Genomic DNA, 15,832 nt, shown 5'->3' with positions numbered 1-15,832 from the left:
CTGGTTGTGACGCCGAGCTATTGAGCCAGGATCATTGCGAAGTAGCCGAACACGGTGAGCAGGATGCCCGATACGGCGTAGCCGACTGGGAACCCGATCCAGGGCACGGAGCTCTGGATTTCCACCGCGGCTTCGCGGCACGGACCGGAGTGCGACCGCGCACCGGCAACGCCGCCCATCAACACGGCCGGATTGATCTTGAAGACGTGATACCCGATCGCCCAGACGACGAACGGCGGGATCGTGCAGGCGATGAAGCCGGCGACGAAGATCTTCAACGCGACCGCACCCGTGAGCTGCGCCAACAACCCGGCGCCGGCATTGATGCCGACGATGGCGACGAAGACCACGAGACCGAGATCCTCCAGCACATTGCGCGCCGCGTTCGGTGTGTTGCCGAAGAAGCGCAGCCGGGAGACCAGCGAGGAGACGATCACGCCGGACAGCAACAATCCGCCAGCATTGCCGAGGCCGATCTTGGCACCGAAGGCCGGGAATTCGATCATCCCGATCAGGAAGCCGATGATCATGCCGGCGGCGAGCGTCAGCAGATCGGTCGAAGTGTTGGTCCGCGCAATGCGTCCCCACATCTCGCCGAGCTCGTTGACGGCCGACTTGATACCGACCACCGAGACGATGTCCATCCGCTGCAACTCCGTCTTGAGACCGGCCGGAATCTGCACGCCGCCACGTTCGACCTTGGTGACCTGCAACTGACCGGCAATGGCCGTCTCGCGGAAGGATTCAAAGGTCCGTCCGGCCATCTCCTTGTTGGTGACGAGGATGTCCGCCTGATCCATGGGAATGCCGAGCGCCTTGGCGTCGGCAACCTCGGGACCGATCAGGCCCATCTTGTCGGTGAGATGCTCGGTCGAGCCGCCGAGCGCGACGACGTCGCCCTTTTGCAGGACGAATTCGGGATCGGCGCCCTGCGGTTCTCCTCGGCGCGCCACATTGACGATGCGATATTCGGGATTCATCGTGCGGAATTTGGCAATGCTCATGCCGACCTGGGCCGGATTGTCTAGCCGGTAGGCACGGAGGCCGAACTGCCGGTAACCGGTCAGGCCACCACCCTCGAGGTCCTTGACGCCAAACTCCTGCTCGTACTGCTTGGCTGCGACCTTGGCGTCGACGCCCCACCAGCGCGGCAGATATTTGCAGATCAGGATGATGCCGACGGTGCCCCAGATATAAGTGATGCCGTAAGACAGCGCGATCATGCCCGACGCATCTTCGGGCTTCATGCCTTCAGGCAGCTTGACAACGCCGGAGGTGATGGCCTGCTCGGCCGAACCGATCGCGGCCGACATGGTCTGCGACCCCGCCAGCATGCCACCGGCAGCTCCGATCGGCAGTGCGAAAAGCTTTGCGCAGATGACGACGAGCGCCAGACCGAGCACGCTCGACACGAGGGCCAGGAGGCAGAATTTGAGCCCATCCCCCTTCAGGCTGTTGATAAAGGACGGGCCGACACGCAGGCCGACGCCATACATAAACAGGTAGTAGAACAGGCTCTTGGCAAAGTTGTTCAATTCGAGCTTCACGCCATAGATCGACGCCCACACGGATAGGCCAGCGCCCACCACGATGGCGCCGGCGACCATGCCGAGGCCGTAACCCTTGATGCTGGCCCGGCCGATCCAGACGGCGAGCCCGACGACGAAGAACAGCAACAGAAACGGGTTCTGCTGCAAGAACGTGAAAAACCCTTGCATGTCCGTCCCCTTTATTACGATGCCGCCTTCAGCTTCGGCGCGGCGCCGGGCTTGGGCCGGCCGATCTTCGCCAGGGCTTCGGCACGTACGAGCTTCAGCCCCTCCTTGGCGTCGTAGCCGTGGATTTCCTTCACATCGAGCTTGCGCATGAAGTCGATGGTTTCCTGGGTGATGACCTGCCCCGGCACCATGATCGGGAAGCCCGGCGGATACGGGATCACGAAACTGGCAGAGACGAGGTCGGGACCGGCCTTGAGGCGACGGTCGATCTCGGAATCGCCGAGCCGGATATATTCGCATCCCGCTGCGTCATAGGCCGAGTAGAAGCCGCTGCGGATGTCGCCCTCATTGGTCCTGGTGCCGGCATCGCCACGGAAACTGTCGTGAAACTGCGAGAAGTTCGGCAGGTCGGGCACATCGGTCATCAGACTCTTGACCCGCGCCTCGAAGGTCTTCGTCGCATTGGCGCCGCCCTGAACCAGCCCGCGGTCGACCTCGCCCGCAATCTCGGCCAGCACCCTCACCAGATGCGCAACATCGCTGCGGGTGTTGTTGATGTTGGACTGGAACAGCACCGAATTGCGCGAGGTCTTGTTGATCTGGATGTTGTACTCGTTTGCCAGGATTCCCTTGAACTGCGTACCGTCGTATCCGGCGGTGCCGCACACCAACGTCATGCGGGTCGGATCGAGGCAGAACTCGTCGTCGTCGAGGCTCTTCAGGACACTCGCCCAGTTTGTGCCGGTGGCCAGATAGTCGGTAAAGCCGCTCTGGCGGTATTGCGCCGGCACCATCGCGTCCGCACCGAGAATCCGGAAGTATTTGGAGATCAGCGGATTGTTGTTGACCGCCCGACGGATCGCGAACGCGATTTCGATCGCGTTCGCCACCAGACCGTAGCCCTCGAGCTCCATCTGACGCCGCGAGACATCGAGGCTCGCGATGAGTTGCTGGTTCGGGCTGGTCGACGCGTGCGTGAATACCGCCTCCTTGAACTGCTGCTCGACGGTGTGGAATTCGACGTCCTTGACCGACAGCATCGAACCCTGCCGGATCGCCGACATCGACTTGTGGGTCGAGTTGGTCTGGTAGACGCGCAAGCGGATCTGGCGCGGGTCCGGGATCAGGCGAGTCTTCAGAAGCACCTCATCCGAGGGGGTCTTGCCGAGGTCGGCCTGCTGCTTCTCGTAAGCCGCGACCGATTTCGGGTCGTGCATCCAGGCCTCGATCTCGTTGGCGGCGCCCATCGCGGTCCGCCGCCGCAGGAACGGGGAGAAACGTGCAAAGCCGAACCAGGCTTCGTCCCACAGGAAGATCAGATCGGGCTTGATCGCGAGGCATTCCTCCATCACCCGCCGGGTGTTGTAGATGTGGCCGTCGAAGGTGCAGTTGGTCAGGTCGAGCATCTTGACGCGGTCCAGGCGGCCGTCGGCCCTCGCATTCAGTAGCGCCTGCTTGATGGTCTTCAGCGGCACCGCGCCGTACATCGAATACTCGGTCATCGGGAACGCTTCGACATAAATCGGCTGGGCGCCGGCCAGAACCATGCCGTAGTGGTGCGACTTGTGGCAGTTGCGATCCACGATCGCGATGTCGCCTGGCCCGAGCAGCGCCTGCACCGCCATCTTGTTGGAGGTCGAGGTGCCGTTGGTCACGAAGAACACGCGATCGGCGCCGAGCGCGCGTGCCGCCTTGTCCTGCGCTTTCTTGATGGTGCCGGTCGGCTCCAGCAGGCTGTCGAGACCGCCGGTGGTCGCGCTGCTCTCCGCCAGGAACAGATTCAAGCCATAGAACTCGCCCATATCGCGGATCCAGTCCGACCTGAAGACAGATTTGCCGCGAGCGATCGGCAGCGCATGGAACGTTCCGATCGGGCGTTGTGCGTATTTCTTCAGGTTGTCGAAGAATGGCGTATCGAATCGATCCTGGATCCCTTCGAGGATGGAGAGATGGAGCTCGAGGAGCTCCTCGATGGAGTAGAATATCCGCCGAACCACATTGGCCTCGGGGTTCCCCGCCATTTCCTCGACGTCGCGATTCGACATCAGATAGATGTCGAGCTCGGGACGTACCCGCTTGATGACGTGGGCTAGCCGGAGCGCGGACGCGTCCGACTCGTGATTGATCCCAGCGGCGGCGGTCATGGTGCGCAATACCGGCGCGTCGTGACGCGAGCGCAGACCGAACCCCTCGTTGATGACGACGGCGGCGATATTGGGGTTGAGCATCGTCGCGCAGAAGGCGTCTTCCAGACTTCCGACGATCACCGGCTCATAGACGAACGAATCGACCGGACGGCGCAACTTGCGCCATTCGGCAGCGAGAGCTGGCCACTTCTCGGAGGAGACGCCGGTGACGACCAGCATTTCGAAATAGGGTCGCCGAGCTGCATGCGATCCGAAAGTTGACGGCACAAGCTCGGGCGCATCACCGTCGCCGTCGTCCTTGGCATCCCAGTCGCCGGCAAGCTGGCGGAAGGATCTCGTCATCAATGCCTGCGTGATGCGCGTCGCGAGAGCAAGTGAACCCGCCGCATCCCCGGCCGAGGCGGCTTCCCGCAAAGCCGCCATCAACTGCAGCCCCGGATAGCCGTGAAACTCCTCTATCACGGAGAGATCGGCCAAGGCCGCGTCAAACATCGTACGGTCGCCGCCGCGCGCCCATACCTTGGCTGCTTCGACCAGATCGCGCCAGTCGTCTGCCCGTCCGCCGGGCCCGGAAATGAACTGATCGATGCGCTTCTCTGCAGGCTTGGCGTCCTTGGACATGTCTCTCTCCGGATCTTTGCGAGGTCGCAGCCGGATCGTGATGCCCGCTCATCTCAGTTTATTGATCCAAGTCAACGGACGCGCATCTTGAAGAGACGCGAAGCACCTCGCGATGCAATATCGTCCGAGGTGGTTGCCCGATTCCGATTGCAGGCGAGAGAGTCGGATCAGAGCCGGGTGGCCAACACGCCGGCCGGATCCTCCGATCTGGGATCAGACGATTGCTTGCTTTCACCGAGCACGCTGTCGACCGAGCGAAGCCAGGTCGCACTGTCGGTCTTTTCCGCCAATCCCTCGGCCCGCAGCAGATCGCGCAATTGTGCATGTGCACCGACGATGCAGAAGCCGATATGGACCGAGGCGAGCTTGTCGTGAAGGTCGTGCAACATGCGCGCCCCAGCCAAATCAATGTAGGGCGAAGCGGAGAGATCGCAGACAACCAGCCTGATATCGGACGACTTCAGCAAGGCATCCGACACTGTCTCCAGGATTGTTTCGGCATTGATGTAAAGCAGCGAGGCTTCCGGTCGAAAGGCGATGATACCGACCAATGGCTCGACGCCTTCGTGCCTCGCACCATCGGAGTAGCGGCCGGTGCCCGGGAGCCGGCCGAGGAAGGCGACATTCGGACGTGAGGCTCGCGCCAGGAGCAGGACAATCGAGGCAATCGCCGCCAGCAGAACGCCTTGCAATATCCCCAGGAGCAGCACGGATACCAACGCAATTGCCGCAGCGTAAAAGTCTATGCGGCTGGCCTGCCACATCCGCAACAGCGCGCGGATGTCCACCAGCCTGTACACGGCAGCAAAGACAATCGCCGCCAGCACCGTCTTGGGTAGATTCGTCAGGGCTCCCGTGAAGAACAGCAGGCACAGCGCCAGTGTCGTCGAACAGATGACCAGCGCCAGCGGCGTGCGCGCTCCGGCATTATCGTTGACCGCAGATTGCGACAGCCCGCCGGCCACGGGATAGCCGTGGCCGAAGGCGGTGATGAGGTTGGCCGCGCCCAGCCCCAAAAACTCCTGGCGGACATCGAGGGCATAGCCATGCTTGGCAGCAAAGCTGCGCGCGGCGGAGACGCCTTCTATGTAGGCCAGCAGCACGCATCCCGCAGCCAGCGGGAAGAGTTCGTCGGGCTCCAACAATCCAAAACTCGGCAACCCGATAGCTGGCAATCCCTCTGGAATTTTCCCGGTGACTGGTACGCCAAGCGACGGAAGCCCAAGCAACGTCGCTACGACAATCGACAGCGCCACGATCGTGAGTCCGACCGGCCTTCCCGGCAGCCGCCGTTCTCCCACCAGCAGCAAGAAGAGCGCAATGGATCCAATCGCCAGAACCAGCCAATTGATGCCGCCGAGCTGACCCGCGAGCTTGATGGCGCGATCGAAAAAATTGTGACCGCCTCCGGCAACGCCGAACAGGCTCGGCAACTGGCTCATCATGATGGTAAGTCCCGCGCCGGCCTTGAAGCCGACCAGGATACTGTCGCTCACCAGGCGGACAAGAACGCTGAGCTTGAACAACCATGCGATCAGGCACAGCAACGCCACCGCGCAGGCGGCCAGGCTCGCGATCTGGGCGTATTTCGCCGCGTCTCCGCCGGCCAGCGCCCCGACGGTGGCCGCAATCATCAGAGAGATCGCAGAGGTCGGACCCACCGCAAGCTGGCGCGACGACCCGAGCAGCGCATAGCCAATGCCACCAAGCATGTAGCCGTAGATGCCGATCTGAGGCGGCAGGCCCGCCAGCGTCGCATAGGCAAGTGACACAGGGAGGGCGTACGCCGCAAGCGTAATGCCGGCGATCACGTCCGAACGGAGCCAAGCGCTACGGTACTGCGCCAACCATGTCGCCGGCGGAAACAGGAAAGTCCAGCGCGATCTGCGGTTGGATGAGGTCATGAGCTGGCCTCCTCGCCTGGACTTTCGCAACGCAACAGCACAACCAGCAGCGCGATCACGGGAACACCGAGCGCCAAATTCGGGATCTGCTTGGTCGCGAAGGCGCCAAGAGCCGCGCCGAGGCCGAACGTGATACACAAGACAACGAAAATGCCGGGGAGCCGTAGCGCCCCCTCGCCAGACGCTACAGCAAACACACCTTCAATCGCCTGCCGCATGTTGCCCGTGATCATGACGGAGCTGTAGAGCACGCCTTCGACCCTCGTGAAGACGGCGCTCTGTACGGCGGCGACGAAGGAAATGCCAAGCGTTCCCGCAAGATCCGGCAGGCGATTGTGCAGGATGGCGATAGTAACCAGCAGCAGGATTTCGATCAGCGTACCGATCGCGCTGGCGCGCGCTCCGGTTGCCCGTCGCAGCCATGCAGCGACCATGATACCGGCGGCGAATGCAAGGATCGGCGGAACGAAGTGCAGCGCCTTCGTCCAATTTCCGATCGAGCCATAAACCCACAACAGCACAAGGTTTGCGGTCTGGGCATTGGCCATCACGCCGTGGATGATCCACGTAAAGGCGTCGATATAGCCCCCGGCGAAGGCAAGCAGCAGCGCAATCGGCACCGTTTCGTCGCGGCGTATCGACGAAGCAGCGGCAGTATCCATCGTGCTCATGTCCGAAGGTCGGCTTTGACTCTTGAGGCTCCACAAGGAGCGAGCTTGCCGCCGACCAGGATTGATCTGGATCAACTGTCGCCAGCTTTCGGCAACGAGATTGGCCCCTAACTACTGGAGGCAATGCGCCATGATTACCGTCAGGTGGATCATCTCTGCCGCGCCGGAAATCTTCCTGCTGCTGTCGGTCGCGCTCGGCACCATCCTTGGCCGCGTCCGTATTTTTGGATTTTCGATCGGCACCACCGCATGCACGCTCATCGTGGCGGTCCTGATCGGGCAGCTCGGCACCTTCACATTTCCAGCGCTACTGAGAGTCATCCTCTTCAGCCTGTTCGTATTCACGATCGGGTACCGGTCGGGGCCAGAGTTCTTTGCTTCTCTGAGCATCCGGACCTTGGCGCAGGTCGCCCTCGCGCTCGTGCTTGGCGGCACCGGGCTCGTCATCGTTCTCATATTTGCCAAGGCATTCGCACTCGGTCCCGGCACCGCTTCGGGGCTCGCTGCGGGAGCCCTGACGCAATCTTCGGTGATCGGCACCGCATCCGGCGCGCTGGCCCAACTCGGGCTCGCCAAGGACGTGCTGGAGCAGCAGGAGGCGAATATCGCCGCCGGATACGCGGTGACGTACGTCCTTGGTTACATCCTCACGCTTCTGTTCGTACCCTTCGTCGCGCCGAAATTGATGCGGATCGATTTGAAGGCGGAGGCTGCGAAGCTGGAAGCGGAGCTGTCGGGAGGAAACCCGCCGCAGACCGAAAATCTGCATTATCGAAAATTCCAGGCGCGCGCGTACCGGGTGTCGGCAGCGGCGGGACGCACGGTCGGCGCGCTCGAAGACGAGATCGGCAGCCGCAGCGTAATCGAGCGGATCGTGCGCGGGGGAGCTGACGTCGAGCCGCATCGCGACACGGTTCTTGAAGCGGCCGACGACATCGTCATCGCGGGTCGCACGGCGGCCATTGTCGCCGCAAAGCCGATTGTTGGCACCGAAATCGACGCCGACGAGATCCTGAAGGCTCTTCCAGGCAATGTGGTCGACGTCCTCGTCGACAATCGCAAGCTCCACGGCCGCTCCGTCAAGGACGTGGCCGACCGCGTCGGCGACGCCGCGCGCGGCGTGTTCCTGCGCACCTTGATGCGGATGGGACGCGAAGTCCCCTTGAGCGCGGACACCCGCGTCTATGTCGGTGACGTCATGACGCTGGTCGGCAGCACCCGCAACATCGAGCGCGCCGCCTCGCAGGTTGGACAGATCCTGAGCTCCGAAGATCGTACCGACATCGCATTCCTTGCCGCAGGCATTGCCATAGGTCTGCTTGCCGGTCTCGTGAGCGTCAAGATCGGGTCTGTGCCCCTGACGTTGGGAGGTGGCGGCGGCGCCCTGATTGCAGGGCTTTTCTGCGGCTGGCTGCGCTCTCGGCGGCCGACGATGGGTGCAATGCCCCCCGCAGCGCAGCAGACGCTGAGCGATCTCGGCCTTGGTGGCTTCATCGCTGCGATCGGGCTCGGGAACGGCCACGCGGCCTGGGTCGCAATCCAGTCGCATGGCATGTTGCTGGTCGGCATGGGCCTGGTCGTCACGCTGGTGCCGCTGATCGTGACCACCCTGTTTGCCCATCGCGTACTCCGCATGAACCCGGTCATCATTTGCGGAGCGCTGGCCGGCGCCATGACGGTCGACGCCGCCGTGACCGGCGCCTGCGAAGTAGCAGAAAGCCAAACCCCCGTGCTCGGGGTCGCCGTGCCTTACGCTGTCGGCAACGTTGTGCTCACCGTGCTTGGACCGATCATCGTGGCCAGCACTTTCGCCGGTTGAAGGAGGCGCGCATGAACCTGCGGCATGCTTCGACAGTGACCTACTTCGCCGCGGCATTGAGCATCCTGGCCTGCTTTCTAGCCCCGGGACGCGCCGACCACAATGTTCGTATCCAGGAAGAGGTCTGGGCCTTGCCACTGCCGCTACCTATGTTCGCCTATGTGGTTCGGCCCGTCAGCGAAGGACATTTCCTCATCGGCTCGCCCGGCACGATTCCGATGTGGGCACCGCTCGTCGAACGATTCCTTGACGCGCAGAAATAGCCGCAGAGCTGGCGCCTGGAGGCAGAACATGATCGACGCAACTTCAGTGCTTTTGTCCGGGCGTGCGCTCGTCTGCGTGTCGATATTGTTCGCGGCGGCTGTTGCCCGACCAGCTTCAGCGCAGAATATAGCCGCGCCAAGGCCGACCCCAGAGGTAAAGTCCGCCGAAATCGCACCTCGCGGGCAGCGCGAAGCCAAGGAGATCACCTATGGCGGCTGGACGAAGCTTTGCGTACGGCCTGCAGGAACGCCGATGCTGTGCCGAACCTCGATCACGGGGCGGTTTGCTACGGGTCAGATGGCAATCCGCGTGGACCTCATCGAGCGTGACGGCGACCCCATTGCGCGCCTACAAGTGTTCGTTCCCGTCGGCATGTATCTGCAGAAGCCGGTCAAGCTGACGATCGACGGGGCCAACGTCCAGTCATTGCCTTACACCTGGTGCCTGAGCAATACCTGCATTGCCGCCGACGCAGCCGATCCCAAGTTCATCAACGACATGGATGCCGGCACGGCTCTCGTCCTTGAGGTCACCGACTCCAACCTTCTGTCTCTGACGACGTCATTGCCGCTGGCACAGTTCGGCCCGGCTCACAAAGGCGCGCCTGCACAGATCCTGGAGCAGGACATCGAGGAGTGAGCAGGTGAGAACAACTCAAGCGCTCTTGGCGCAGGCGCGTTCAACCGTTGCGATCAGCTCGCTGGCCGCGAAGGGCTTGCTCAAATAGGCCGCACAGCCGGAATCGATCGCGGCCGCCTGATTTGCCTGGCTGTCGTTGCCCGTGATGTAGACGACAGGCACCTTAGCGCCGTCACTTGCCAGCTTGCGCCGCAGGGCGATACCCGACTCGCCGTTCAGATTGACGTCCAGCACGAGGCAGCACGCGTCTTCGAGGTGGCCATGACTAAGCAATGCACCGGCGGACTCGAAAACAACCGCGGTAAAGCCGTGGTTCCGCAGCAACCGCTCCATGCTTCGCCGCATCGATGAATCGTCATCCACCACGTATATTGACCTGCGTGCAAACAATGGGTGAGCTTTCTCATCGAACACTCTGCACCCGCCTCACAACGACGAGGCGCCGCAAATGTTCCTGCGCAAATCCAACGGCCAACTAGGCAGTCGTTGCCAGAATCTGTCAACAATATTTCGTATTGTCCTATCGTACAGGTCTGATCGCGAGATTGACGTCCCCTACCGCAAACAGTCCGACGGTTCACGCCGGCTGCGAGCTCAGAAGTCCGAGCCGCTCGGCGACGGAGACCAACTCGGCCAAGGACGGCACCTGCATCTTTGTCATCACCTGGTGCCGATGCGCCTTTACGGTGCGCTCGGTGGTTCCAAGCTCGTAAGCGATTTGCTTATTGATCTTCCCGCGCACGATGAGGTCGAAGACCTGTCGCTCGCGTCGCGTCAGAGACGTCAAACGAGCACGAAACGAATCCAGCTTGCCCTGTTGGCCGCGCACCACCTCTTGTCGAACCAGTGCGCGCTCGATCGCGCCGATCAACTGTTCCGAAGATACTGGTTTGGTCAGAAAGTCTTCCGCGCCGGCCTTGATCGCGCGAACAGTCGTTGCGGTATCAGCATGCCCTGTCAGGAATACGATCGGCAACGGCGAAGGTCGTTGGGCGAGGCACGCTTGCAACTCAGGGCCGCTCAGGCCCGGAATCTGCACGTCGAGCAGGATGCAGCCCGGATGTTCGGAGCCCGGGGGATCCTCGAGCAATTGTTGCGCCGACGCGTAGGTCACAACCTCATAGCCGGCAAGCTTGAGCCGACGCTGGATGGCGGTGCGAAACGATGGGTCGTCATCGACCACATAGACGAAGCCAGGCAATGTTTTCCTCCCGACCTGTTCTTGCAAGCAGAACACCCACCGCTCGCGCAAGCCTTAGAAGCAATTCAAGACGCCTCGCACCCCGAGGTCAACATCAATGAAAGCAGCCCGCCCGCAGTGGCACGACTTCAGGCGGAATGCGCGACGTAAGCCTAGGCCGGGCAATCCGACAGATGTTCTGACAGGTTTCTCATCCAGCGCACCATCGCCGTCCCTGTACTTTGGTACAATGCACCTACAGACAATGGTTGCAAAGCCGGCTTTTGGCTTAAACAACCTTTGCGGGAAGGGTGATTTATCGGCGGCTCCGTATTCCCGGTGATGGAAATAAGCTGCTCGCGGCTATCGCGTCAGCACCAGTTCGGGAGTTGGCCATGCTGGTTCGCAACGCTGCCGACGCTTCCTCGCGGCACCATTCACTCCGGGAGCTTGGCCTGAATACCAGTTCAAATCCGATCATCAGTTTAAACGAATTTACCTATAAAAAAGGCATCGAAATCTACGGCGAGAAAGAGCCGGCCGAATACGTCTATCAGGTCAAATCAGGCGCCGTGCGAAGCTACAAGCTCCTGTCAGACGGGCGTCGCCAGATCGGCGCCTTCCACCTGGTTGGCGACATCTTCGGGCTCGAAAACGGCAGCGAGCATAGATTCACAACGGAAGCGATCGTCGACACGACCGTACGCCTGGTTAAACGGCAGAGCCTCGAACTCGTCGCAGAAGGCGATGCCATGGTTGCCCGGAACCTGCTCAGCATGACTGCCAACAACCTTCAGCATGCGGAAGATCACATGCTGCTGCTCGGCCGCAAGACCTCGCTGGAGCGGGTGGCGGCCTTCCTGCTCGAGATGGATACGCGGCTAACGGCAGCAGGAATTCTGGCCCTGCCAATGTCCCGGCGCGACATCGCGGACTACCTCGGATTGACCCTGGAGACCGTGTCCCGCGCCCTGTCCCGCCTTCAAGACCTCGGCATCCTCGGCTTCATCGGCAACACCCAGCGGCAGATCATGCTCCTGGACCGGCATCAGCTCGCAGCTCTTGATGATCTCCAGAATTGAAGCCGGGCGCCGCGATTGCCGAGAGATGTTCAAGGGTCTTGCGTAACACCTCGAACAGGACTGCGGTCGACCAGCCGAACATCAGAATGCCGTTCATGGCAGTCATCGGCCCCGTCAGCCGCCATCCCTGCACTGGCGTGACATCGCCGTAGCCCAGCGTGGTGTAGTTCACGAAGGTGAAATACAGCAACTCGCTCCCCTCGGGCGCGGCACCAACCAGAGCGTAAGCCAGCGCCCAGACAAGAACCTCGACCGTGTGTGCAACCATCAAAATGACAGCTATCGTGACCATCACCGCCATCATGTGAGATCGGGGCCGCATTGTATGCTTCAATCCCGCGCTGCGGGCGATGTCGATCGCTGCGACGGTCACCAGCGCATGAATCATGATGTTGATCACGCTGATGAAAGTGCCGAGCAGAAATTGGACGACCATCGCGAGCTCCCGGACTGGTGCGGTTTGATTGGTCAGCACTGCCATCCGGCCCGCGGTACGATGCGGGCGTTTGATGCAGATCAACGTGCCGCGGGCGTGCACGCGCATTGCGCACACCCCGGCCACCAGGGAGCCCGATCATGACGCTCAGCTTGGCGCTCCCGGGCTACGGTTCATCAGCAGTGCCAGCGTGTGCCTGGCGATCATGATATCCTCGTCGGAGGGCACGACGTAGACCGGGATGCGGCTCGCTGGAGACGATATCAGCCGCGATTGCAGTGCGTTCTCTTTTGCATCGAGCTTGACACCGAGCCATGCGAGCTGCTCCGCCACGCGCGAACGGAGCAATGCGGAGTTGTCGCCGACCTCTGCCGTGAAGACGAACGCGTCAAGGCCCTGCAACGCAGCTGCGAGCATGCCCGCGTTGAGACCGATTCGATAAACGAAATGATCGATGGCGAACTTCGCGCTCGCGTCCTTACTTGCTTTGAGCTGACGCATATCACCGCGGACCGCGACTTTCGGATCGATTTGCCCCGCTCGCACCCCCATCGGCAATCCGTCGAGCGCGGTGAAGGCCATTGTGCTCTCTACGCTTAGTCCACCGCTGAGCGCGCACATCGATGCCTCGCTCCCGAGGCGCGCGACTATCACCCGTCTCATCGCGATTTCCGGCGCAATCCTGGGCAAGGCCTTCGCAATATATTCGTAAGTGAGACCATGAGAGCCGTAGCGTCGTACGCCCTCGGCATAGAGCTGAGGGGGAATGGCACAATCGTCGGCGACCGCGGCACGCGTTCGGTGAAATGCGGTGTCGAAGCAGGCGACCTGCGGGAGCGCCAGGAAATTTGCCAGGATCGAACGGATTGGCGCCAGATTATGCGGGAGGTCAAACGGCGTCAACGCGGTCAACCGCTCCAGGCACGCCAGGACTTCGTGATCGATGAGGACCGGCCGGTCATGCTCTGTACAACCGTGAATGACGCGGTGCCCGACTGCAATCGGATTTATATGAAGCTCGTCCCGCAACCAGGTGCTGGTGATGTCCATCGCAGCCGCAACATCCGGCACTGTTTCGACTGGATAAGCGCGATTGGCGAGCGGACCACCGCCAGCCTTGCTCGCCCGCAAGCGCGGACAGCGCCCGATGCCGTCCATTTGCCCCTTGAGCCGTTGCCGTAGCCTGCCGTCTCCTTCGACAGAGTAGATCTGGAATCGGAGATCAGAGGAGCCGGCATTGATGACAAGAATGGTGTCCATGGCACTCACACCGCAAATGTTGCAGCATGTCGACGCCCGGCATCGACGGTCAGAGCAACGTCAGCGGGTGAGCCAGGCATTTCCACCACCATCTCCGACCGGTCGTCGTATCTTCAGCCGAGAGCTTCCATCGAGCTCATGGAGGTCAACGCTCGATTGCCAGCTGTGCGGGCGCAGCCCGTTCGGCGCGGATCCAGGCGACTGTCAACTCCCAGACGACAGACAGAATGATCGGTCCGATGAAGAGGCCGATGATTCCATGGAAGAGAGTTCCGCCGATCACTCCGATCAGGATGACCAGCGCCGGCGTGGTCAGGCCGCGCCCCATGACGAGCGGTTTCAGGATATTGTCGAGCACCGACACGATCACGAGAAACACCGTCAGCAGGAGCGCGATCGGGAATTCCTTGTCGGTCCATATCCAGATGATGACCGGCAGGATGACGATGGTCCCGCCGATCTGCACGATCGACAGCAACAGCACCACGAAAGCAAGAAGGCCCGCGCTGGCGATGCCGGCGAGCTTGAAACCTATTCCCGCCAGCAAGGCTTGGATGATGGCAACGCCGATCACGCCTTGAGCCACCGCACGGATCGTGGCTCCTGCCAGGTCCAGAAAATGCTCGCTTTGGTCCGGCACGATGCGGGACAGAAAGCTGCGCCCTGCGGCCACGAGCTGAGGTCCATACGGAAACAGCACGCCGGCCACCGCCACCGACAGCAGAAACTTGACCGTTCCCACACCGGCATTGCCGGCAAACCCAAGCAAGGTGGTCGCGAATGGCTTCAAATAGGGCACGACCGCGCGCAAGAGCGACCGGAGGTTGGTCGTCGCCTGATCCCAGAGATCGAAGAGCTGAGGCCCGATGACTGGCCACTCCTTGAGCGACTGCGGCGGCGAAGGCACATGCAATTCACCGGCCGTCACCTGGGCGGCAAGATCGGTGATCCCGTCGACCGCGCCCATGCCCAGCCAGGTCGCCGGTCCGATCACCACAGCCAGGTTGACGAGCGTGAGGATCGTCGCCGCAAGCTTCGGCCGTCCGCCGAGAATGTCGCTGAGGCGCCGAAAAGCCGGGTTCAGCGCAGCAGCAAGCACGACACTCCAGGCCAAAATGGGGATGAATGGACGGACCAGCAGGAGCGCCCAGACGAGCAGCAGCCCCAGCAATCCGAGCCGGATCAGAAGCTGGATGATCTCGTCTCCGGAGAATATCTGACGGAGTGTTTTCACGGACGCGCCTTCAGCCATGCCGCGCATGCTGAGGCGAACTAGCCCTGCTCTCACGCCGCACGCTTGATCCAGATCAAGCGTCGAGCCTCTTCTAGGGCTGTGGTCCGGTCTAGGGCTGTGGTCCGGACAGAGTCAGCTCGCGCTCGGCCCGAACTACGTTGCCGTAGAGACTCGCTATCCATTGCCGGCCTCGGGACGTCACGTTGAGATGACGTATCGCCGGCTGGATCTGGGGAGCTACGTTACTCCAAGAGAATGGCGGATATTTGTAAACGATATCCGCCGGCGTCGCGTAGCCCAGGGTCTTGTTGAGACCGATCTCCTCGAATTCGTAGAACAGCGCGTTGGACTTCTTCAGATAGTTGGGATTGCCGAGCTGACCGATGAGATCGGCGGCCCGTAACAGCAATCCCTCCTCTTCAATGAGGCTGTCATTCGAAGACATCGTGTAAGGAAACCGGGTGTATTCGATCGCCCGAGAGACCCGGTCAGCATCGACCTGCTCGACGGAATCCAGCCGCTCCAGCACGAACAGTTTTGAGCGATCGACATGGTATGGCGCGAGAGCCGCATCGGACGATCCTCGCGGCAGACGAACCGTTGTGCCGGTAACGTCCGCAACGCGCAGGCTTCCACTACGGCTCCAAAAACAGGAGGCCAAAAATGAAGCCATCATCGCATTAGCAGTTGCATTGATGACGGTCGGGTTCGTCTTCACGAGTTCTGGGAGCGCCAACGCCGTCGCATACTGCCAATACGTTGGACTATCCCGCGCATTGCGTTGCAAGACCGGGCGTCGTCCTGGAGTGCGTCCCGTCGCGCGCGCTGCCGCACGAGAAGCAGTGCGGCCCGGCACT

14 protein-coding genes are annotated in these 15,832 nt (G+C 61.6%); 4 read left to right on the top strand and 10 right to left on the bottom strand.

Annotated elements, in window-relative coordinates; all coding sequences use genetic code 11:
• Nucleotides 1–17: 17 nt before the first annotated feature.
• From AB3L03_RS33365 to AB3L03_RS33350, 4 genes are all read right to left on the bottom strand, one after another.
• A complete protein-coding gene (locus tag AB3L03_RS33365) occupies nt 18–1,718 on the bottom strand; it encodes an aspartate:alanine exchanger family transporter (RefSeq protein ID WP_204511559.1) in 1,701 nt (566 codons plus the stop codon).
• Nucleotides 1,719–1,732: 14 nt separating this feature from the next.
• Entirely contained in the window at nt 1,733–4,486 is a 2,754-nt protein-coding gene (locus AB3L03_RS33360) for a decarboxylase (protein ID WP_368507850.1), read from the bottom strand.
• Nucleotides 4,487–4,653: 167 nt separating this feature from the next.
• The gene (locus AB3L03_RS33355; RefSeq protein WP_368507849.1) at nt 4,654–6,390 is read right to left on the bottom strand and encodes a SulP family inorganic anion transporter; all 1,737 of its coding nucleotides are present in this window, start codon (nt 6,388–6,390) and stop codon (nt 4,654–4,656) included.
• Complete coding sequence (locus tag AB3L03_RS33350) at nt 6,387–7,061, bottom strand: YoaK family protein (RefSeq protein ID WP_368509105.1); 675 nt, start codon at nt 7,059–7,061, stop codon at nt 6,387–6,389. Before AB3L03_RS33350 ends, AB3L03_RS33355 begins: the two co-directional genes overlap by 4 nt.
• Before the next feature lie 130 nt (nt 7,062–7,191).
• Between AB3L03_RS33350 and AB3L03_RS33345 the strand changes: the two genes are divergently transcribed.
• The 3 genes from AB3L03_RS33345 to AB3L03_RS33335 are packed head-to-tail and all read left to right on the top strand — an operon-like array spanning nt 7,192 to nt 9,783.
• Nucleotides 7,192–8,880, top strand: coding sequence for a transporter (locus tag AB3L03_RS33345; protein WP_368507848.1), 1,689 nt, complete (start codon nt 7,192–7,194; stop codon nt 8,878–8,880).
• Nucleotides 8,881–8,891: 11 nt separating this feature from the next.
• Nucleotides 8,892–9,143, top strand: coding sequence for a hypothetical protein (locus AB3L03_RS33340; protein WP_247335786.1), 252 nt, complete (start codon nt 8,892–8,894; stop codon nt 9,141–9,143).
• Nucleotides 9,144–9,171: 28 nt separating this feature from the next.
• Nucleotides 9,172–9,783: an invasion associated locus B family protein gene (locus AB3L03_RS33335; RefSeq protein WP_368507847.1), complete on the top strand. Its 612-nt coding sequence runs from the start codon at nt 9,172–9,174 to the stop codon at nt 9,781–9,783.
• A 15-nt stretch (nt 9,784–9,798) separates the two neighbouring features.
• Here the strand turns inward: AB3L03_RS33335 and AB3L03_RS33330 are convergent, their stop codons facing one another.
• Nucleotides 9,799–10,149: a response regulator transcription factor gene (locus AB3L03_RS33330; protein ID WP_368507846.1), complete on the bottom strand. Its 351-nt coding sequence runs from the start codon at nt 10,147–10,149 to the stop codon at nt 9,799–9,801.
• Nucleotides 10,150–10,360: 211 nt separating this feature from the next.
• Complete coding sequence (locus AB3L03_RS33325) at nt 10,361–10,984, bottom strand: response regulator transcription factor (RefSeq protein WP_204513954.1); 624 nt, start codon at nt 10,982–10,984, stop codon at nt 10,361–10,363.
• Nucleotides 10,985–11,358: 374 nt separating this feature from the next.
• On the opposite strand from AB3L03_RS33325, the gene AB3L03_RS33320 reads away from it, so the two are divergent.
• A complete protein-coding gene (locus AB3L03_RS33320; protein ID WP_368507845.1) occupies nt 11,359–12,045 on the top strand; it encodes a helix-turn-helix domain-containing protein in 687 nt (228 codons plus the stop codon).
• Here AB3L03_RS33320 and AB3L03_RS33315 read toward each other — a convergent pair.
• From AB3L03_RS33315 to AB3L03_RS33300, 4 genes are all read right to left on the bottom strand, one after another.
• Nucleotides 11,993–12,481, bottom strand: coding sequence for a potassium channel family protein (locus tag AB3L03_RS33315; RefSeq protein ID WP_051113036.1), 489 nt, complete (start codon nt 12,479–12,481; stop codon nt 11,993–11,995). The genes AB3L03_RS33320 and AB3L03_RS33315 overlap by 53 nt on opposite strands.
• A 147-nt stretch (nt 12,482–12,628) precedes the next feature.
• Nucleotides 12,629–13,741, bottom strand: a complete 1,113-nt coding sequence (locus tag AB3L03_RS33310) for an acetate/propionate family kinase (protein WP_368507844.1) — start codon at nt 13,739–13,741, stop codon at nt 12,629–12,631.
• A 145-nt stretch (nt 13,742–13,886) separates the two neighbouring features.
• Nucleotides 13,887–15,002: an AI-2E family transporter gene (locus tag AB3L03_RS33305; protein WP_085351222.1), complete on the bottom strand. Its 1,116-nt coding sequence runs from the start codon at nt 15,000–15,002 to the stop codon at nt 13,887–13,889.
• Between the two features lie 82 nt (nt 15,003–15,084).
• Nucleotides 15,085–15,762 (bottom strand): metal-dependent phosphohydrolase, encoded by a 678-nt coding sequence (locus tag AB3L03_RS33300; protein WP_247335765.1) that lies wholly within the window; start codon nt 15,760–15,762, stop codon nt 15,085–15,087.
• Nucleotides 15,763–15,832 lie beyond the last annotated feature (70 nt).

The sequence above is a fragment of the Bradyrhizobium lupini genome, assembly GCF_040939785.1.
Classification (GTDB): Bacteria; Pseudomonadota; Alphaproteobacteria; order Rhizobiales; family Xanthobacteraceae; genus Bradyrhizobium; species Bradyrhizobium canariense_D.
This window is presented reverse-complemented; position numbering and strand designations above follow the sequence as displayed.

Excerpts from the sequence above, each read along its gene's own strand:
- AB3L03_RS33350 (WP_368509105.1), bottom strand. The coding sequence starts at position 7,061 with ATGAGCACGATGGATACTGCCGCTGCTTCGTCGATACGCCGCGACGAA.
- AB3L03_RS33315 (WP_051113036.1), bottom strand. The coding sequence starts at position 12,481 with ATGGTCGTCCAATTTCTGCTCGGCACTTTCATCAGCGTGATCAACATC.
- AB3L03_RS33305 (WP_085351222.1), bottom strand. The coding sequence starts at position 15,002 with ATGCGCGGCATGGCTGAAGGCGCGTCCGTGAAAACACTCCGTCAGATA.
- AB3L03_RS33355 (WP_368507849.1), bottom strand. The coding sequence starts at position 6,390 with ATGACCTCATCCAACCGCAGATCGCGCTGGACTTTCCTGTTTCCGCCG.
- AB3L03_RS33340 (WP_247335786.1), top strand. The coding sequence starts at position 8,892 with ATGAACCTGCGGCATGCTTCGACAGTGACCTACTTCGCCGCGGCATTG.
- AB3L03_RS33360 (WP_368507850.1), bottom strand. The coding sequence starts at position 4,486 with ATGTCCAAGGACGCCAAGCCTGCAGAGAAGCGCATCGATCAGTTCATT.
- AB3L03_RS33310 (WP_368507844.1), bottom strand. The coding sequence starts at position 13,741 with ATGGACACCATTCTTGTCATCAATGCCGGCTCCTCTGATCTCCGATTC.
- AB3L03_RS33320 (WP_368507845.1), top strand. The coding sequence starts at position 11,359 with ATGCTGGTTCGCAACGCTGCCGACGCTTCCTCGCGGCACCATTCACTC.
- AB3L03_RS33335 (WP_368507847.1), top strand. The coding sequence starts at position 9,172 with ATGATCGACGCAACTTCAGTGCTTTTGTCCGGGCGTGCGCTCGTCTGC.
- AB3L03_RS33345 (WP_368507848.1), top strand. The coding sequence starts at position 7,192 with ATGATTACCGTCAGGTGGATCATCTCTGCCGCGCCGGAAATCTTCCTG.
- AB3L03_RS33365 (WP_204511559.1), bottom strand. The coding sequence starts at position 1,718 with ATGCAAGGGTTTTTCACGTTCTTGCAGCAGAACCCGTTTCTGTTGCTG.